This window comes from Pseudomonas sp. TSRC2-2 (assembly GCF_049897785.1).
In the GTDB taxonomy this organism is placed as follows: Bacteria; Pseudomonadota; Gammaproteobacteria; order Pseudomonadales; family Pseudomonadaceae; genus Aquipseudomonas.
In genome coordinates this window covers 243,818-262,513 of record NZ_JAFCWZ010000009.1, presented here as the reverse complement: position 1 = coordinate 262,513, position 18,696 = coordinate 243,818, and the positions used below count along the sequence as shown (strand labels likewise).

The window sequence follows — 18,696 nt, the reverse complement described above, 5'->3', positions numbered from 1 at the left end:
TCGGCACCATGCCCCGCTATACTTGCCGGCTTTTCCTGAATAAATGCCAATAGGGTCCCGCCGCGCATGGATAAGACCTACCAGCCGCACGCCATTGAAACTTCCTGGTACAAGACCTGGGAGTCCGAGAACTACTTCGCCCCGCAAGGCGCGGGCGAGTCCTACACCATCATGATCCCGCCGCCGAACGTCACCGGCAGCCTGCACATGGGGCACGGTTTCAACAACGCCATCATGGACGCCTTGATCCGTTTCCGCCGCATGCAGGGTCGCGACACGCTGTGGCAGCCAGGCACCGACCACGCCGGTATCGCCACGCAGATGCTGGTGGAGCGCCAACTGGAAGCCCAGGGCCAGAATCGTCACGACCTGGGTCGCGAGAAATTCCTTGAGAAAGTCTGGGAATGGAAGGATCAGTCGGGCGGCAACATCAGCCGGCAGATCCGCCGCCTCGGCTCGTCCGTCGACTGGAGCCGCGAGCGCTTCACCATGGACGACGGCCTCTCGGAAGCGGTCAAGGAAGCCTTCGTGCGTCTGCATGAAGACGGCCTGATCTACCGCGGCAAGCGCCTGGTCAACTGGGACACCAAACTGCACACGGCGATTTCCGACCTCGAAGTGGAAAACCACGAAGAGAAAGGTTTCCTGTGGAATCTGAAATACCCATTGGCCGACGGCGTGAAAACTGCCGAGGGCAATGACTTCCTGATCGTCGCCACCACCCGCCCGGAAACCATGCTTGGCGACTCAGCCGTCGCGGTTAACCCGAACGATGAGCGTTACAAGGCCCTGATCGGCAAATTTGTCGAGCTGCCATTGGTTGGCCGCCGTATCCCGATCATTGCCGACGATTACTGCGATCCTGAATTCGGCACCGGTTGCGTGAAAATCACCCCGGCCCACGATTTCAACGACTACGAAGTCGGCAAGCGCCACAACCTGCCGCTGCTGAACATCTTCGACAAGAACGCCAACGTGCTGCCTGCCGCGCAGGTGTTCAATCTCGATGGCACGCTGAACGAGAGCATCGACGGCAAGATTCCGGCGGAGTTCGCCGGGCTGGAGCGTTTTGAAGCGCGCAAGCAGATCGTCGCCGCATTCGACGCCGCCGGCCTGCTCGTGAGCGTCAACGATCACAACCTGAAAACGCCGAAGGGCGATCGCTCCGGCACCGTCATCGAGCCATGGCTGACCGATCAGTGGTACGTGTCGACCAAGCCTCTGGCCGAGCCGGCGATTGCTGCCGTCGAAGACGGTCGCATTCAGTTCGTGCCCAAGCAGTACGAAAACATGTACTTCTCGTGGATGCGCGACATCCAGGACTGGTGCATCAGCCGTCAGCTGTGGTGGGGCCACCGGATTCCGGCCTGGTACGACGAGTCAGGCAAAGTCTACGTCGGTCGCGACGAAGCCGAAGTGCGTGCCAAGCACAACCTCGGCCCGGACGTTGCGCTGCAACAGGACAATGACGTACTCGACACTTGGTTCAGTTCCGGCCTGTGGACCTTTTCCACCCTCGGCTGGCCCGAGCAGACCGAGTTCCTGAAGAAATTCCACTCCACCGACGTGCTGGTCACCGGTTTCGACATCATCTTCTTCTGGGTTGCCCGGATGATCATGATGACCATGCACCTGATGAAGAACGAAGACGGCACGCCGCAGGTTCCATTCAAGACTGTGTACGTACACGGACTGGTGCGCGACGGTCAGGGGCAGAAGATGTCCAAGTCCAAGGGCAACGTACTGGACCCGCTGGACATTATCGACGGCATCGATCTCGAGTCGCTGGTGCAGAAACGCACTTCCGGCCTGATGCAGCCGAAACTGGCGAAGAAGATCGAGAAGCAAACCCGCGAAGAGTTCGCCAACGGCATCGAAAGCTACGGCACCGATGCCCTGCGCTTTACTTTCTGCTCGCTGGCCTCGACCGGTCGCGACATCAAGTTCGACATGGGTCGCGTCGAAGGTTATCGCAACTTCTGCAACAAAATCTGGAACGCCGCGCGTTACGTTCTGGACAAGGGCGAAGACTGCGGCCAGAACGGCGAAGCGTATGAGCTGTCGCTGGCCGATCGCTGGATCATCTCGCAGTTGCAACGCACTGAAGCCGAAGTGACCCGACAACTGGATCAGTTCCGTTTCGACCTCGCCGCGCAAGCGCTGTACGAGTTCATCTGGAACCAGTACTGCGACTGGTACCTGGAACTGTCCAAGCCTGTGTTGTGGGACGAGAACGCACCGGTCGAACGCCAGCGTGGCACTCGCCGGACGCTGGTGCGCGTGCTGGAAGTGGCGCTGCGTCTGGCGCACCCGTTCATGCCGTTCATCACTGAAGAAATCTGGCAGCGCATCGCACCGCTGGCCGGTATTCAGGGCAAGACGATCATGCTGCAGCCTTGGCCGGTGGCCAATGAAGAGCGCATCGATCCGGCGGCGGAAAACGACATCGAATGGCTAAAGGAACTGATGCTCGGCACGCGTAATATTCGCGGCGAGATGAACATCGGCCCGGGCAAACCGCTGCCGATCTACCTGAAGAACGTCAGCGCTGAAGACCAGCGTCGCCTGACCGAGAACGAAGCGCTGCTGAAAAAGCTCGCGCGTCTGGAGTCGATCACCGTCCTCGCCGCTGGCGAAGAAGCACCACTGTCCGCCACCGCACTGGTCGGCGAGATGGAAGTGCTGGTGCCGATGGCCGGCCTGATCGACAAGGCTGCGGAACTGGCACGTCTGGACAAGGAAATCCTGCGCTTGCAGGGCGAAGTCCAGCGGGTTGGCGGCAAGTTGTCCAACGCCGGTTTCGTCGACAAGGCCCCGGCCGAAGTCATCGAGAAGGAGCGCGCCAAACTGGCCGAGGCTGAACAGGCCCTGGGCAAACTGGCCGAGCAGCATGCGCGGATTGCCAGTCTGTAACGGCAAATCGCACTGAAAAGGGAGGCCCAGGTGGCCTCCCTTTTTTATGTCCACCACATCTCGGCGTATTCGACGTCAATGTGGGACAATGCCTGCCACTTTCAGCCATACCCGAATCGACCACGCCCATGACCGCCCCCCGCACACCCAAACCTGCGCGCAAGAAGCCTGACGCCGCGTCCCCGAGCAAAGCCGTCGAGCCACGCGAAAAGGCCAGCCTGCATCCGCGCAATCGCCATCAGGGTCGTTACGACTTCCCGGCGCTGATCAAGACCACGCCGGAACTGGCGAAGTTTGTGATCACCAACCCGTACGGCAAGGAAAGCATCGATTTCGCCAGCCCCGATGCGGTGCGCGTGTTCAACAGGGCGCTGCTCAAGGCCTTCTATGGCATTCAGCATTGGGATATTCCGGCGGATTACCTCTGCCCTCCGGTTCCGGGGCGTGCCGATTACGTGCACTTTCTCGCCGACCTGCTGGCGAGCATGAACGACGGCAAGGTCCCGCGTGGCGCGATCGTCAACGTGCTGGACATCGGCATGGGCGCCAACTGCGTTTATCCGCTGATCGGCAACAGCGAATACCGTTGGCACTTCCTCGGTTCGGAGATCGACCCGACAGCCGTGGCGGCCGCCCGCGCCATCGTGCAGTCCAATGATTTGAGCAAAGTGATCCAGCTGCGCCAGCAGGAAAACCGCAAGCACATCCTCATTGGCTTGCTCGAGCCGGGCGAGCGCTTCGACCTGACCATGTGCAACCCGCCGTTCCACGCTTCAATGGAGGAAGCGACCAAGGGCAGCGAGCGCAAGTGGCGTGCTCTGGGCAAGGCCGATCCGAAACGCAAGCTACCGGTGCTGAACTTCGGCGGGCAATCGGCGGAGCTGTGGTGTGAAGGCGGCGAAGCGCGCTTTGTGACGCAACTGATTGCCGAGAGCGCCAACTTCCAGCACAAGGTCTTGTGGTTCAGCACATTGGTGTCGAAGGCATCCAACCTGCCGGCGATCGAAACCGCGCTGAAGAAAGCGGGTGTGCTGGAAAGCCAAGTGGTGGAGATGTCACAGGGGCAGAAGCAGAGCCGCTTTGTCGCGTGGACCTTCCAGACCAAGTCCGAGCAGCAGATCTGGCGGCGCGAGCGCTGGGTGCGCTAAATGATGCAACACTACATGTGGGAGCGGGCTTGCTCGCGAATACGGGAGGTCAGTCAATAAACATGTCGACTGACACTCCGCTTTCGCGAGCAAGCCCGCTCCCACTTTGGCCCAGCGATTCAGTCGCCAAATCACAGACACAAAAAAACCGTGCCCAGGATCACTCCGAAGCACGGTTTTTTTTATCGCTGCGTCTTACTTGTTCACAGCGTCGGTCAGGCCTTTGGCCACAACCAGCTTGATCACTTTCTTGGCAGGGATTTCGATGGCAGCGCCAGTCGATGGGTTACGGCCAGTGCGGGCAGGACGCTCGGTCACTTTCAGCTTGCCGATACCTGGCAAGGTGATTTCGCCGCCGTTTTCCAGCTGATCGGCAACGATTTGGCCCAGTTGGTCCAGAGCGTTACGCGCGGTGGTTTTCGGCGCGTCGATAGCTTCAGCGATGTCGGCGATCAGTTGGTCTTTAGTAAGAGCCATGTAGTGTTCCTTCCCTATCAAATTCATATGGATTGCAGAGTGCAGTGTCAGCCATCGAGCCCGATCTTCTGGATCTGGCACCCTCGGCGATAACCACGACGAGTCGGGTTATAGATGCCGAAATCAGGGTTTGGTTCGACCTGACAAATGCTGAATGCACGCTTAACGCAGTGACTTCGCGTAAGACCGGGCAAAACTAGCACAGCGACAAGGAAATATCCGCTTCTAGCTACCCATTTGGTCAGCTTTATTGCGCTAAACCGGTAAAAAACCGCATAAGGCCGGCCTCTTGCCCCGGTTTCACCCTTCAAGCCTCTGTAGGAGCTGCCGAAGGCTGCGATCTTTTGACTCTGATTTTTCAAAAACCCGATCAAAAGATCGCGGCCTTCGGCAGCTCCTACGCAGAGCCTCCACTAGAGATTCGGGTACACTGAGCGCTTTTTCGGGGGAGCCTGCCCTCCTCCCTTCCAACAGCCGAGAAGCCCATGCCGATCCGTCATTGCATCGTCCACCTGATCGACAAAAAACCCGACGGCACGCCCGCAGTTCTGCACGCCCGTGACTCCGAACTGGCCGAGTCCGCAGCCATCGAAAACATGCTCGCCGACCTCAACGAAAGCTACAACGCCAAACAGGGCAAAGCCTGGGGCCTGTTCCATCCCGAATCCGGCGCGTTCCCGTTCAGCGGCTGGCTGAAGGAATACATGGACGGCGGCCGTGACTTCACCGCGTTCAGCAAAGTGGCGGTCGAGCATCTGCAGAAGCTGATGGAAGAATCGAACCTGTCGGTCGGCGGCCATGTGCTGTTCGCGCATTATCAGCAAGGCATGACCGACTACCTGGCGATCGCCTTGCTGCACCACAGCGAAGGCGTGGCGGTGACCGACGAGCTCGACGTGACACCGTCGCGCCATCTCGACCTTGGCCAGTTGCATCTGGCAGCGCGGATCAATGTCTCCGAGTGGCAGAACAACAAGCAGTCGAAACAGTACATCTCATTCATAAAGGGCAAGAACGGCAAAAAGGTCTCGGAGTACTTTCGCGACTTCATCGGCTGCCAGGAAGGGGTCGACGGTCCCGGCGAGACGCGTACGTTGCTCAAGGCGTTCAGTGACTTCGTCGAGAGCGAAGACCTGCCGGAAGATTCGGCCCGCGAGAAAACCAAGACCCTGGTCGACTACGCCAGCAGCCAGGCCAAGCTCGGCGAACCAATGGGCCTTGAAGAGCTCTCGGAGCTGATCGACGAAGAACGCCCGAAAGCTTTCTACGACCACATTCGCAACAAGGACTACGGCCTGTCGCCAGAGATTCCGGCAGACAAACGCACCCTCAATCAATTCCGCCGTTTCACCGGTCGCGCCGAAGGTTTGTCGATCAGCTTCGAAGCACACCTGCTGGGTTCGAAGATCGAGTACGACGAAGAGAACGGCACCCTGATCATCAAAGGCTTGCCGACCTCGCTGACCGATCAGTTGAAGCGGCGCAACTGATGCTCGCCAATGTGCTGAAAAAGGTCGCCCTGGTGCTGCTGGTCGTTGTGGTCTACCAGAACTGGGGCAAGATCGAGCGCCTGATCGACCCGTCGCAAATGGTCTCGGAACAGACACGGGCGCAGGCTAACGTCGTGCTCTACGCCACCGATTGGTGCGGCTATTGCAAACAGACCACACGCTTTCTCGACAGCAAGGGCATACCGTTCAAGGAGTTCGATATCGAGAAGGACGCCGCAGCGCGCAAAGCGTATGAGGCATTGGGTGGGCGCGGGATTCCGCTGATTGATGTGAACGGCACGTTGATTCGCGGATTTGACCCGGACGAAATCCTGGCTGCCCTGAAATAAACGTCGAGATCAAAAGATCGCAGCCTTCGACAGCCCCTGCACAAGTCTCACGCAGGCTCTGCCGCAGGCTGCGATCTTTTGCTTTTAGCTGGCTTCGATGCGGAAACCAAAGCGCGGGAAGTGCACATGCACCACGCCGCCACGTTCGTCTTCGCGGCGAATGATCAGCTCTTCGCTCCCGGCAAACAGCAACTCACCGACCACCGGATCGACGCCGTAATCGATAGCGGCAATCGCCACTTGCTGGCCCGCCTTGAAGCCGTTCGGATCGACGAACTGCTCATCTGGCAATGCCGCTGGCGTCGCGTTACGCGCGACCTCCAATGCCTCGGCGGACGACATCTCGCTCGCCGCGCCATGGCCAAAGCCAAGCACACGCCCAAGCCAGGCGACAACAGCCGGATACTCATCGACCAGTGGTGCGGTCACATGGGTCGCCTTGAGGAACCACAGCGGATGCGCCAGCGCGAAGTCGGCAATCGACGGCTCGCCGAAGAGGAAATCGCCCTGCTCGCGCTGTAACTGTTGTTCCAGTCGCGCCATGATCGTTGGCCATTGATGTTTGGCCTGCTCCGCGCTCAGGCGGGTTGCGCTGCCTCCGCTGAATAACCCGGCGCGGTCGGCGATAAACGCCTTGATCGCTTCCGGGGGCAACTTGCCGAAGCGCACTGCGACCGATTCCGGCTGGAACACCAGGCTCACGGCGTGCTGAAACACCACCGAATCGGCCCACGCCGCAAAACCGGCGCTAGTCATTTCCTGTCCCTGGGGGAAAAACGCCGGCAGGGCTTTTTCCTGTTCCAGGCGTCGAGCGATCAGGGCGGTGTCGCAATAAATGTCAGCACCGACCTGCAACACCGGGGTTTTGCGATAGCCGCCGGTCAACGCCGTGAGATCAGGCTTTGGCATGACCGGCGAAATATGCACCGAACGCCAGGACAAACCTTTGAAGCCCAGCAGCAGCCGAGCCTTCTCGGCAAATGGAGAGGTCGGGTAATGGTGCAGAATCAACTCGGACATGCTCGGCTCCGCCGCTGGAAAAGTGAGTTCGCAGCTTAGCGCGCATTTGATTAGCAGCCTACAGATCTGCCTGATGGGAACCAATCAGTCAGATTGATAAGACGCGACCAGGCATTCCTTGGCGCTCTTGCGCAGCTTTTTGATCAGCCGCTCCTGTCGCAAAGCATCACTTTTGTCGCGGCACAGTTCGGTGTAGACCAGCGCCATCGCCGGGCTGGAAAGAAAGAACCGCGCGCCCTTGCCGCTCTGGTGCTTGGCGAAACGCCGCGCCGGGTCGTCGCTGATTCCGCAATACAACGAACCATTGGCGGCACGCACGAGGTAGACGAACCAGGATTTGCTCACTGGCTCGGCAGCATCGACGGTTTTTTCGCTAAGGCTGGTCACTTCGGGATCTGAACATGTAGGAAAACAGGCGGCGATCTTATCAGCGCCCGGCCTGAAATGCCTTCAGTCCCTTGCGCGCCTGGGCACGCACGGCGTTGCGCACCAGCGGCGTCCAGCCCAGCAGCAAGCCTTTGAAACCCAACGCCTGACGCGACCAGCGCCACAGATCGAAGTGGTCGTGGTGCTCGCAGATCTTGCCGTCGCGCAAGACGAAACGCGCCTGAATGTCGTTGATCACAATGCTGCCGGTCTGGCTGAACAGATACGTAGCCACCCAATGCGCGCCGCCTGTGCGCTCGTCGGCGCGGACGTTGTCGAAGGTCAGGGAGAAATCCCTGGCGCGGGTGGTGAGCATGCGCCACATGTCGCCGGCGTCGCGACCGCGCAACTCACCGAAGGCCGGATCGCTGAAAACCACGTCATCGGTGTAGCAGGCGGCCATGGCTTCGGCATCAAGGCGCTGGAAGGCTTCGTAGAAGCGGGTGATCAGGGCGCTGTGGGCTTCGCTCAAGGCAATCTCCAAAGAAAGATATACAGATTGCCAGCACGATAATCTGCAATGCGCAGAAACACTATCGGCATTCGCTTGCCGAATACCCGCAGTACACAAATCCAGTGCGGGAGCGGGCTTGCTCGCGAATGCAGTGGGTCAGCCAACATTGATGTGACTGACACATTGCCTTCGCGAGCAAGCCCGCTCCCACATTTGAAATCAGTGCATTCAGGTTCTTTCGCTTTGCACCTGCACATAAAGCGCCCGCCCGGCACCCAGCCCGGCAATGATCGCACCGGCGCCGATAATGCCGAAGATCCAGCCCAGCGCATTCCAGCCGCCGGTCCAGTCATGCACCACGCCCACGGCGAACGGTCCCATCGACGCCAACGTGTAACCGAAACCCTGCGACATGCTCGACAGGTTCGCCGCCACATGGGAATCGCGCGAGCGCAGCACGATCAGGGTCAGGGCCAGACTGAACGTACCGCCCTGCCCCAGCCCGAGCAGAATCGCCCAGCCCCACAGACCTTCGATCGGTGCGTACAGGCAGCCGAACAGACCGGCCAGGGTCAGCGCCATGACCACGACGATCGCCAGACGCTGATCCTTGCCACGGGTCGCCAGCCACGGCGCGGCCAGTGAGCTGGCCAGTTGAATGATCACCGAACCGGACAGCACCAATCCGGCCTGAGTCGGTGTCAGCCCGCGCCCGATAAGGATCGACGGCAACCAGCCAAACACGATGTAGGCCAGCGACGATTGCAGGCCCATGTACAAGGTCACTTGCCAGGCCAGCGGATCGCGCAGCAACCCGCGCACGCGATAAGCGACGTTGTGCGCGCCGTGCCTGGAGCCGACTTGCGGCAGCCAGAATACCGCTGCCACCAGCGCCGGAATCACCCAGAACCCCAGGCCCATCGTCCAGTTGTTGCCGAAATGCTCACTCAGCGGCACGGTCGAACCCGCCGCCATCGCCGCGCCCAGGCACAGGGCCATGGTGTAGACGCCCGTCATGGTGCCGGCGTGTTTGGCAAAATCGCGTTTGACGATACCCGGCAGCAGCACGCCGACGATGCCGATGCTGGCGCCGCCGAGCACACTGCCAGCGAACAGGCCGATCTCGCCGAAGTTACTGCGCAGGATAATCCCGCCAGCCAGCGTCAGCAGAATGCCCAACACCACCCGCTCAGCACCGAAACGCCGCGCCAGAATCGGCGCCAGCGGCGCAAACAAACCCAGGCACAGCACCGGCAACGTGGTCAGCAATCCCGCCTGCGCCGCAGACAGCCCGAGGCTCCTGGAGACCTCGCTGAGTAACGGCGCCATGCTCGACAATGCCGGGCGCAGGTTCAGCGCCACCAGAATCAACCCGAGCAGCAACAGCCATGGACGTTTTACTAACGGATGACTTTGCTGGACCTGCTCGTCATCAGCCTCGGCATCAATCAGCAACTCATCCAGCTCAGGCGAGCGTTTCGACGCTGTGGATAACTCAGTGCGGGGCATGGTTTTCTCGGTTTCAAGGTTCATTGATCAGTTGCCTCGACAAGGCTTTGGCCCGTTCCGGGTCGCGTTGCTCGACCGCATCGAGCAACGCGATGTGCAAGTCGAACACTTCCTGACGGCGCGGGGAGATATTCAGGGTCTGGCGCAATTGCGCGCCCACGATGCTGGAGAAGTAGCGATACAGCTCGCTGAGGGTCGGGTTGTGCGCGGCGTCGACCAGACGCCGGTGAAACACCAGATCGCAGGCGATGTAAGTGTCGAGGTCGCCATGGTAGTGGCAGCCACTGGTGCCGAGCGCTTCACGCAACGCCGCCAGATCCTCGTCGGTACGGCGCAGCGCCGCCAGGCCGATGGCCTCGACTTCGAGGATATGCCGGGTTTCCCGCGCCTGATCCAGCGAACACCGCGATAACGCTTTCAGCGTGTCGAGCGGATCGACCAGCGCGCGCAGATAACTGCCGTCGCCCTGACGGATTTCGATCAGGCCAGAAAACGCCAGCACGCGCATGGCCTCACGCACGGTGTTGCGGCTGATGCCCAGCTCGGCGCACAGCTCCGGTTCAGTCGGCAGCCGCTCACCGACCTGCCATGCACCGCTGTTGATGCGCTGACGCAGTTGGTCCAGAGCCTGGTCGACCAGGGATCGCTTGATCAGAGGGGAAATGTCGGACATGAACCTCGCCTTTTCATCCAATCATAGGATGAATTTTCCGACATGTTAGTCAGACCCGACGGCGCACACAACCTTGGGGACGCTCTGCTTATGGGCACGTTTTCGATCGGGCCCACGGGCGAAGGCAATAACCGCGCGCAAAAATAAACCCGGAACATGTCCGGGTTTATTTCAGAGCGCAGTCAGATCAATGCAAAATCTGACTCAAGAACAACTTCGTCCGATCATTTTGCGGATTATCGAAGAAGTCGTTCGGCGCGGCCTGTTCAACGATCTCGCCCTTGTCCATGAAGATCACGCGGTTCGCCACGGTGCGGGCAAAACCCATTTCATGGGTCACACAAAGCATGGTCATGCCGTCTTCGGCGAGACCGATCATGGTATCCAGAACCTCTTTCACCATCTCCGGATCGAGCGCTGACGTCGGTTCGTCGAACAGCATGATTTTCGGCTTCATGCACAAGGCGCGGGCAATCGCCACACGCTGTTGCTGACCGCCGGACAATTGGCCCGGGTATTTGTGCGCCTGCTCCGGAATGCGTACGCGCTCCAGGTAATGCATGGCGATTTCTTCGGCCTTGCGCTTGGGCATCTTGCGCACCCACATCGGCGCCAGGGTGCAGTTCTGCAGAATGGTCAGGTGCGGGAACAGGTTGAAGTGCTGGAACACCATGCCGACTTCGCGGCGGATCGCTTCGATCTGCTTGAGGTCGTTGGTCAGCTCCACGCCATCGACAACGATGCGGCCTTGCTGGTGTTCTTCCAGGCGATTGAGGCAACGAATCGTCGTCGATTTGCCCGAGCCCGACGGCCCGCACAGAACGATACGCTCGCCCTGCTTGACGTTGAGGTTGATGTCTTTGAGTACGTGGAACTGGCCATACCACTTGTTGACGCCCTGCATCTGGATAATGCCTTCAGGGCCCACAGGCTTTTTGATTGCTTCGCTCATTTACAGAGAACTCCTAACGCTTGTGGCCAGTGTCGAGCTTGCGTTCCAGATGCATGGAATAGCGCGACATACCAAAACAGAAAATCCAGAACACCAGGGCGGCGAACACGTAGCCTTCAGTGGCCATGCCCAGCCATTTCGGATCGGCAGCGGCTTGCTTGACGCTGTTGAGCAGATCGAACAGGCCGATGATGATCACCAGACTGGTGTCCTTGAACAGCGCAATGAACGTGTTGACGATGCCGGGAATCACCAGCTTCAGGGCTTGCGGCAAAATCACCAGGCCCATCGAGCGCCAGTAACCGAGGCCCATTGCCGCTGCGGCTTCGTATTGGCCTTTGGGGATCGCTTGCAGGCCGCCGCGCACCACTTCGGCAACATAGGCCGACTGGAACAGGATCACCCCGATCAGTGCGCGCAGCAGCTTGTCGAAGTTCATGCCTTCGGGCAGGAACAGCGGCAGCATCACCGAGGACATGAACAACACCGTGATCAACGGCACGCCGCGCCAGAACTCGATGAAGGTCACACAGACCACGCGAATCGCCGGCATGTTCGAGCGCCGGCCCAGCGCCAGCACGATGCCCAGCGGCAACGCTCCGGCAATACCAACGGTGGCGATCACCAGGGTCAGCATCAGGCCGCCCCACTGGCTGGTCGGCACGGTGGTCAGACCGAAACCGCCATGCAGCAAAGTGAAGGCGATGATCGGGTACAGCACCAAAAAGCTCAGGCCGTAGACCGCTTTGCGCGGCATGCGCGAGATGAACAGTGGCGCTGCACCAATGACTGCCAGCCACACGGTCAGGTCAACGCGCCAGCGCAGTTCGGTCGGGTAATAGCCGTACATGAACTGGCCGAAACGCTGCTGAATGAACACCCAGCAGGCGCCTTCCTTGGTGCAGTCGGCGCGGGTGGTGCCGACCCAATTGGCATCGACGATCGCCCAGCTGAGGATCGGCGGCACGACGAGGTAGATCAGGTAGAACGCGAACAGCGTCAGCAGGGTGTTGAGCCAGCTGGAAAACATGTTCGCGCGCATCCACGCCACCACGCCGATGCTGCTGTTGGGTGGAGGCATGTCGGGTTTGAAAGTATGAGTACTCATGCGCTTTTCCTTACCGCTCGATCAGCGCAATGCGCTTGTTGTACCAGTTCATCAGCAGGGAAATGCTGATACTGATCGCCAGGTACACGCTCATGGTGATGGCAATCACCTCGATGGCCTGCCCGGTCTGGTTGAGCACGGTGCCGGCGAACAGCGAAACCATTTCCGGGTAACCGATGCCGGCGGCCAGCGAGGAGTTTTTTGCCAGGTTGAGGTATTGGCTGGTCAGCGGCGGAATGATCACGCGCAGGGCTTGCGGAATGATCACCTTGCGCAGGGTCGGACCGTTGCGCAGGCCGAGCGAACGCGCCGCTTCGGTCTGGCCATGGCTGACCGACTTGATCCCGGAACGCACGATTTCGGCGATGAACGCTGCGGTGTACACGGTGAGTGCGAGGGTCAACGCCAGCAGTTCCGGGATCAATACCCAGCCGCCGACAAAGTTGAAGCCCTTGAGCTCAGGCATTTCCCAATGCAGCGGAGCGCCGAAGATCAATGCACACAAGGTCGGGATCACCAGCAGGATCGCCAGGCCGGCCCAGAACTTGTGGAACGGCACGCCGGTTTCTTCGAAGCGCTTGTTGGCCCAGCGGGTCATCAGCAGGATGCCGACGATGGCCAGCACAATGCTGATCACGAAGGCCCAGAAGCCGTCAGCGGCCAGCGCGGCCGGCATGTTCAGGCCACGGCTGCTGACGAAGAAGGTGTCGCCGAAGTTGTGGCTGTTGCGCGGTCCCGGCATGGTCAGGAACACCGCGAAGTACCAGAACAGAATCTGCAGCAGCGGTGGAATATTGCGGAACACTTCCACATACACCGTCGCCAGTTTGGCGATGATCCAGTTCTGCGACAGCCGCGCTACACCGACGATGAAACCGAGAATCGTCGCCAGGATCACGCCGATAAAGGTCACCAACAGGGTGTTGAGCAGGCCGATGACAAACACCCGTGCGTAGCTGTCCGCTTCGGTGTAGTCGATAAGGGTTTGAGCGATGCCGAACCCGGCACTGCGCTCCAGAAAGCTGAAACCGGAGGTGATGCCCCGGTGCTGAAGGTTGGTTTGGGTATTGTCGAACAGGTACCAGCCAAGCGAGACCACCGCCACAACCGTGATGATCTGGAATAGCCACGCACGCACTCGTGGATCGCTGAGGCTGAGCCCCTGCTTTGGTGCGCCGATTGAATTTTGCATGAAGTGCCCCGGAAGAAATGGAACAAGAACATCACCCGGCGGTTGGCCCGCCGGGCGATAGAACCATTAGCGCACTGGTGGTGCGTACTGAATGCCGCCGTTGTTCCACAGGGCGTTCAAGCCGCGGTCGATTTCCAGCGGAGTGCTCTTGCCGAGGTTTTTCTCGAAGATTTCACCGTAGTTGCCGACTTGCTTGACGATCTGCACAACCCAGTCTTTCGGCAGTTTCAGGTCTTTGCCGTACTCGCCGTCAGCGCCGAGCATCCGGGCCACGTCCGGATTCTTGGTGGACTTGGCTTCAGCTTCGACGTTTTTCGAAGTGATGCCGGCTTCTTCAGCGTTGAGCAGCGCGTAGCCGACCCAACGCACGATGGCCAGCCACTCGTCGTCGCCGTTACGCACGACCGGGCCCAGTGGTTCTTTGGAAATGGTTTCCGGCAGAACCACGTAGTCCTTTGGCGAGGCCAGCTTGCTGCGCTGGGCGAACAGCTGCGACTTGTCGGAGGTCAGCACGTCGCAACGACCGGATTCCAGCGACTTGGCGCTTTCATCGGAGGTGTCGAAAGTGATCGGGGTGTATTTCAGACCGTTGCCACGGAAGTAGTCGGAAACGTTCAGCTCGGTGGTGGTACCGGCCTGGATGCAGATGGTCGCGCCGTCGAGCTCTTTGGCACTTTTCACGCCCAGCTTGTTGTTAACCAGGAAGCCGATGCCGTCGTAGTAGGTGATGAAGCCCGGGAATTTCAGGCCCATGCCCGCATCGCGAGAGCTGGTCATGGTGGTGTTGCGCGAGAGGATGTCGATCTCGCCCGATTGCAGCGCGGTGAAGCGCTCCTTGGCGTTCAACTGACTGAACTTGACCTTGTTGGCGTCGCCGAAAACGGCGGCGGCCACAGCGCGGCAAACGTCAGCATCGATGCCGAGGATCTTGCCGGTTGCATCCGGTACCGAGAAGCCTGGCAGACCGTCGCTCACGCCACACTGCACGAAACCTTTCTTTTGTACCGCATCCAGGGTTGCACCCGCCTGAGCGAACCCGCTGACGCCGAGTACTGCTGCTGCAGTCACGACCGCCAGAGTGGATTTCAACATCTTCATTCAAACCTCCAGTTTTGCTCTTGTTGTGTCGGAGCTTGAGTCCAGTCGCACCCTTTTGAGGCGTTGTTGACCCGTGTTGGCTTTTTTTGGGGTCAACCGACGTAGGACCTTCGCTATGAGTCTAGTAGGAGAAAATCCACGTCATGGATCACTCACTTCTCACCAATCGGCCGAACGGGCTGTAGCCCTTTCACGTTCGCTAAGCCCGTAGCGGCCATTGGCGAACATCCATCACCGGATTCGTTGCTGTCCCATCGCGCGCCGTAGACTGATAGTGTTACCGCCACGTGTAGGACGCTTCGTACGGAAACCTCCATAGCAAACGCCGTACCACACCGCTTGGCAAAGTGATTGCGCGACACGTCAATAGCAAAACTTGTAACCTTGCGACATCTTGTTAACGGATCAACCGGGCGCGCACTTCGATCACGCACTCAATGAGAGCGCCCGCACATTTTTGGAGCAGCCATGACCGAGCCCTTGATTCTTCAGCCTGTTAAGCCTGCAGATGCCTGCGTAATCTGGCTGCACGGCCTCGGCGCCGACCGCTATGACTTCCTTCCGGTGGCCGAGGCACTGCAGGAAAATCTGCTGAGCACACGTTTTGTGCTGCCGCAGGCGCCGACGCGTCCGGTGACGATAAATGGCGGATATGCCATGCCCAGCTGGTACGACATCAAGGCAATGAGCCCGGCACGGGCAATCGATCTCGACGAGCTGGAAGCCTCGGCGGATCGCATCATTGAACTGATCGAAAACGAGCGCGCCAGCGGAATAGACGCCTCGCGGATTTTTCTCGCCGGTTTTTCCCAAGGCGGCGCCGTAGTGCTGCACACCGCTTTTGTGAAGTGGCAGGGGCCGTTGGGTGGCGTTCTGGCGTTGTCGACTTATGCCCCGACGTTCAGTGATGAACTGGAATTGTCCGCCAGCCAGCAACGCATTCCGGTGCTTTCACTGCATGGACAATTCGATAACGTGGTGCAGAACTCGATGGGCCGCAGCGCTTATGAGCATCTGAAGAAGCATGGTGTCACCGTGACATGGCAGGAATACCCAATGGAGCACGAAGTGTTACCTGAAGAGATTCGCGACATTGGCGTCTGGCTGAGCGAACGCCTGCGCTGATTTGCGGCCAATCCCTGCCCTTTGATCCCTCCTACTACGCCGCGCCCGTTTCTTGCATTACACTGGCCGGCGTACATTCCTTAACCAATTGATGAGATGACCGTGCTCAAAGCACTCAAGAAAATGTTCGGTAAAAGCGAGGCTGAGCAGCTCGCGCCAGTTCCCAGTGCGCCGTCGCACGCCCCCGGTCATCGCACCGATGCCCCGCAGGCCGACCGCCCCGCTCCCGCAGCCGCACCGACGCCAGAAGAAAAACCCGTTACGGCCGCGCCAATCGCCGCCGAGCCTGCGCGCAGCGAAGCGCCGAAACCGGCCAGACCGCGTCGCGAACCGAAGCCCAAGGCACCGGTGATTCCATGGAAACTCGAAGACTTCGTCGTCGAGCCTCAGGAAGGCAAGACCCGCTTTCACGATTTCAAACTCGCCCCGGAACTGATGCACGCCATCCAGGATCTGGGCTTTCCGTATTGCACGCCGATCCAAGCGCAGGTGCTGGGCTTCACCCTCGCCGGCAAAGACGCCATCGGCCGCGCGCAGACAGGCACCGGCAAAACCGCCGCGTTCCTGATCTCGATCATCACCCAGTTGCTGCAGACGCCGCCGCCGAAAGAACGCTACATGGGCGAGCCGCGCGCGCTGATCATTGCGCCGACACGCGAACTGGTGGTGCAGATCGCCAAGGACGCCGCTGACCTGACCAAGTACACCGGCCTCAACGTGATGACGTTTGTCGGCGGCATGGATTTCGACAAACAGCTCAAGCACCTCGAAGCGCGCCACTGCGACATCCTTGTCGCCACACCGGGCCGCCTGCTCGACTTCAACCAGCGCGGCGACGTGCACCTGGACATGGTCGAAGTGATGGTGCTGGACGAAGCCGACCGCATGCTCGACATGGGTTTCATCCCGCAGGTGCGGCAGATCATTCGCCAGACCCCACCGAAATCCGAGCGCCAGACCCTGCTGTTCTCCGCGACCTTCACCGAAGACGTGATGAACCTCGCCAAGCAATGGACCACTGACCCGGCGATCGTCGAAATCGAAATCACCAACGTCGCCAACGAGAACGTCGAGCAGCACATCTATGCCGTGGCCGCAGCCGACAAATACAAACTGCTCTACAACCTGGTCAACGACAACGGCTGGGAGCGCGTGATCGTGTTCGCCAACCGCAAGGACGAAGTGCGCCGCATCGAAGAGCGTCTGGTGCGTGACGGCATCAACGCCGCGCAACTGTCCGGCGACGTGCCGCAGCACAAGCGCATCAAAACCCTGGAAGGTTTCCGCGAAGGCAAGATCCGCGTGCTGGTGGCCACCGATGTCGCCGGTCGCGGCATTCACATCGACGGCATCAGCCATGTGATCAACTTCACCCTGCCTGAAGTGCCGGACGACTACGTGCACCGCATCGGCCGTACCGGTCGCGCGGGGGCCGATGGTGTGTCGATCAGCTTTGCTGGTGAAGATGACTCGTATCAGTTGCCGTCCATCGAAGAGAAACTCGGTCGCAAGATCAGCTGCGAAACGCCGCCGACGCATCTGCTGCGCGCGGTTGAGCGCAAGCGTCCGCAGTAAGCGTCGCGGTATGAAAAAGCGCAGCCGGAAACGGACTGCGCTTTTTTTATGCCCGATGGTTGCTCGCCAGAACTAAAAGTCCATAATGGAAAAATAAGTTTAGTTTTGGAGCAAAAATGTCCAGCACCCCCTATGTGATCAATCAAGCTCAGGCCCGTGAGCTCCTGGCATGCATCGATGTGCCGGAGATTCTGCGCAAACTGTTCCGCGATCTCGCGGCCGGTAACGCCGTGCAGCCAGCTCAGCAGTTGGTGGAGTTTCCCAAGGGTGCTGGCGACTTCATCAATTATCTCGGTGTGCTGGCCGAGGACGGCGTCTACGGGGTGAAGACTTCGCCGTACATCGTTCGTGAGCAGGGTGCGCTGGTGACGGCGTGGACCCTGTTGATGTCGATGCAAACCGGCCAGCCGCTCTTGCTCTGTGATGCCGGTGAACTGACCGTCGCGCGCACGGCTGCAACCACGGCGGTAGCGGTCGATGCACTCGCGCCGCTGAATGCTCAGCGACTGGCGATCATCGGCAGCGGCAAGGTCGCTCAAGCGCACCTGCATTACGTCAGATCCGTGCGCGACTGGCAGAGCATTACCCTTTATTCCCCTTCGCTGATGGAAGATGCCGAAACTCAGGCCGTATTGAAGGCCATCGCGCCGCCATTGAAGATTGCCGATAGCCGCGAGTCCGCCATCGCCGACGCGCAGGTGATCATGCTCTGCACCTCGTCGGCCGGGCCGGTGATTGATCCTGCCGAATTGAGCAAACCGGCGTTGATCACCTCCATCAGCACCAACGCCCCACGCGCGCATGAGGTGCCGCCGGGCAGCCTCAACGACATGCAGGTGTTCTGCGACTATCGTCTGACCACCCCGGCGTCTGCGGGTGAGATGTTGATTGCGGCCGAGCAGCATGGCTGGAACAAGGAGTCGATTGTTGGCGATCTGGCGGATTTGCTCAGCGAGAAGACTGCACGGCCCGATTACCATCGGCATGTGTTTTTCCGTTCGATCGGCTTGGGCCTGGAAGACATTGCGCTCGCCAATGCGGTTTATCACCTGCACCACTGACACCACATGTCCCCTGTAGGAGCTGCCGAAGGCTGCGATCTTTGATCCTGTTTTCAAGATCGAGATCAAAAGATCGCAGCCTCGTTTCACTCGACAACTCCTACAGAGTTCTCGATAGCCTTGGA

The 18,696-nt window shown here is 59.7% G+C and carries 17 protein-coding genes; 7 read left to right on the top strand and 10 right to left on the bottom strand.

Going from position 1 to position 18,696, the window contains the following annotated elements:
* Positions 1-66: 66 nt before the first annotated feature.
* Positions 67-2,913 (top strand): valine--tRNA ligase, encoded by a 2,847-nt coding sequence (locus ACP7D9_RS19730; protein ID WP_426159260.1) that lies wholly within the window; start codon positions 67-69, stop codon positions 2,911-2,913.
* A gap of 128 nt (positions 2,914-3,041) precedes the next feature.
* On the top strand, positions 3,042-4,061 hold the full coding sequence (gene rlmF, locus ACP7D9_RS19725; protein WP_101159332.1) for a 23S rRNA (adenine(1618)-N(6))-methyltransferase RlmF: 1,020 nt from the start codon (positions 3,042-3,044) through the stop codon (positions 4,059-4,061).
* A 195-nt stretch (positions 4,062-4,256) separates the two neighbouring features.
* On the opposite strand, the gene ACP7D9_RS19720 is transcribed toward rlmF, so the two are convergent.
* Positions 4,257-4,538, bottom strand: a complete 282-nt coding sequence (locus ACP7D9_RS19720) for an HU family DNA-binding protein (RefSeq protein ID WP_003221909.1) — start codon at positions 4,536-4,538, stop codon at positions 4,257-4,259.
* A gap of 485 nt (positions 4,539-5,023) precedes the next feature.
* Here ACP7D9_RS19720 and yejK point away from each other — a divergent pair, with 485 nt between their 5' ends.
* Together yejK and ACP7D9_RS19710 are read left to right on the top strand one after the other, a co-directional pair.
* Positions 5,024-6,028, top strand: coding sequence for a nucleoid-associated protein YejK (gene yejK / locus ACP7D9_RS19715; protein WP_016771572.1), 1,005 nt, complete (start codon positions 5,024-5,026; stop codon positions 6,026-6,028).
* The gene (locus ACP7D9_RS19710; protein WP_101159331.1) at positions 6,028-6,378 is read left to right on the top strand and encodes a glutaredoxin family protein; all 351 of its coding nucleotides are present in this window, start codon (positions 6,028-6,030) and stop codon (positions 6,376-6,378) included. The genes yejK and ACP7D9_RS19710 overlap by 1 nt, the downstream gene beginning before the upstream one ends.
* Before the next feature lie 84 nt (positions 6,379-6,462).
* On the opposite strand, the gene ACP7D9_RS19705 is transcribed toward ACP7D9_RS19710, so the two are convergent.
* The 9 genes from ACP7D9_RS19705 to ACP7D9_RS19665 all read right to left on the bottom strand — a co-directional run bounded on the left by ACP7D9_RS19705 (position 6,463) and on the right by ACP7D9_RS19665 (position 14,810).
* The gene (locus ACP7D9_RS19705; RefSeq protein WP_426159257.1) at positions 6,463-7,398 is read right to left on the bottom strand and encodes a glutathione S-transferase family protein; all 936 of its coding nucleotides are present in this window, start codon (positions 7,396-7,398) and stop codon (positions 6,463-6,465) included.
* A gap of 84 nt (positions 7,399-7,482) precedes the next feature.
* Positions 7,483-7,785 carry a GIY-YIG nuclease family protein gene (locus ACP7D9_RS19700; protein ID WP_426159256.1) on the bottom strand — a complete coding sequence of 101 codons (303 nt, stop codon included), beginning with the start codon at positions 7,783-7,785 and terminating at the stop codon, positions 7,483-7,485.
* Positions 7,786-7,825: 40 nt separating this feature from the next.
* A complete protein-coding gene (locus ACP7D9_RS19695; RefSeq protein WP_426159254.1) occupies positions 7,826-8,296 on the bottom strand; it encodes a nuclear transport factor 2 family protein in 471 nt (156 codons plus the stop codon).
* A gap of 210 nt (positions 8,297-8,506) precedes the next feature.
* Positions 8,507-9,811 carry a CynX/NimT family MFS transporter gene (locus tag ACP7D9_RS19690; RefSeq protein WP_426159251.1) on the bottom strand — a complete coding sequence of 435 codons (1,305 nt, stop codon included), beginning with the start codon at positions 9,809-9,811 and terminating at the stop codon, positions 8,507-8,509.
* Entirely contained in the window at positions 9,801-10,460 is a 660-nt protein-coding gene (locus ACP7D9_RS19685; protein ID WP_101159326.1) for a FadR/GntR family transcriptional regulator, read from the bottom strand. Before ACP7D9_RS19685 ends, ACP7D9_RS19690 begins: the two co-directional genes overlap by 11 nt.
* A gap of 187 nt (positions 10,461-10,647) precedes the next feature.
* Positions 10,648-11,412, bottom strand: coding sequence for an amino acid ABC transporter ATP-binding protein (locus ACP7D9_RS19680; RefSeq protein WP_016771581.1), 765 nt, complete (start codon positions 11,410-11,412; stop codon positions 10,648-10,650).
* A 13-nt stretch (positions 11,413-11,425) separates the two neighbouring features.
* Positions 11,426-12,520 (bottom strand): amino acid ABC transporter permease, encoded by a 1,095-nt coding sequence (locus ACP7D9_RS19675; RefSeq protein WP_042607719.1) that lies wholly within the window; start codon positions 12,518-12,520, stop codon positions 11,426-11,428.
* Positions 12,521-12,530: 10 nt separating this feature from the next.
* Positions 12,531-13,712 (bottom strand): amino acid ABC transporter permease, encoded by a 1,182-nt coding sequence (locus tag ACP7D9_RS19670; RefSeq protein ID WP_426159248.1) that lies wholly within the window; start codon positions 13,710-13,712, stop codon positions 12,531-12,533.
* A gap of 66 nt (positions 13,713-13,778) precedes the next feature.
* Complete coding sequence (locus ACP7D9_RS19665; protein ID WP_016771583.1) at positions 13,779-14,810, bottom strand: amino acid ABC transporter substrate-binding protein; 1,032 nt, start codon at positions 14,808-14,810, stop codon at positions 13,779-13,781.
* A gap of 468 nt (positions 14,811-15,278) precedes the next feature.
* On the opposite strand from ACP7D9_RS19665, the gene ACP7D9_RS19660 reads away from it, so the two are divergent.
* From ACP7D9_RS19660 to ACP7D9_RS19650, 3 genes are all read left to right on the top strand, one after another.
* Entirely contained in the window at positions 15,279-15,935 is a 657-nt protein-coding gene (locus ACP7D9_RS19660) for an alpha/beta hydrolase (RefSeq protein ID WP_426159245.1), read from the top strand.
* Positions 15,936-16,031: 96 nt separating this feature from the next.
* Positions 16,032-17,510, top strand: coding sequence for an ATP-dependent RNA helicase RhlB (gene rhlB, locus ACP7D9_RS19655; protein ID WP_312995353.1), 1,479 nt, complete (start codon positions 16,032-16,034; stop codon positions 17,508-17,510).
* Between the two features lie 116 nt (positions 17,511-17,626).
* On the top strand, positions 17,627-18,571 hold the full coding sequence (locus ACP7D9_RS19650; protein ID WP_426159243.1) for an ornithine cyclodeaminase family protein: 945 nt from the start codon (positions 17,627-17,629) through the stop codon (positions 18,569-18,571).
* Positions 18,572-18,696 lie beyond the last annotated feature (125 nt).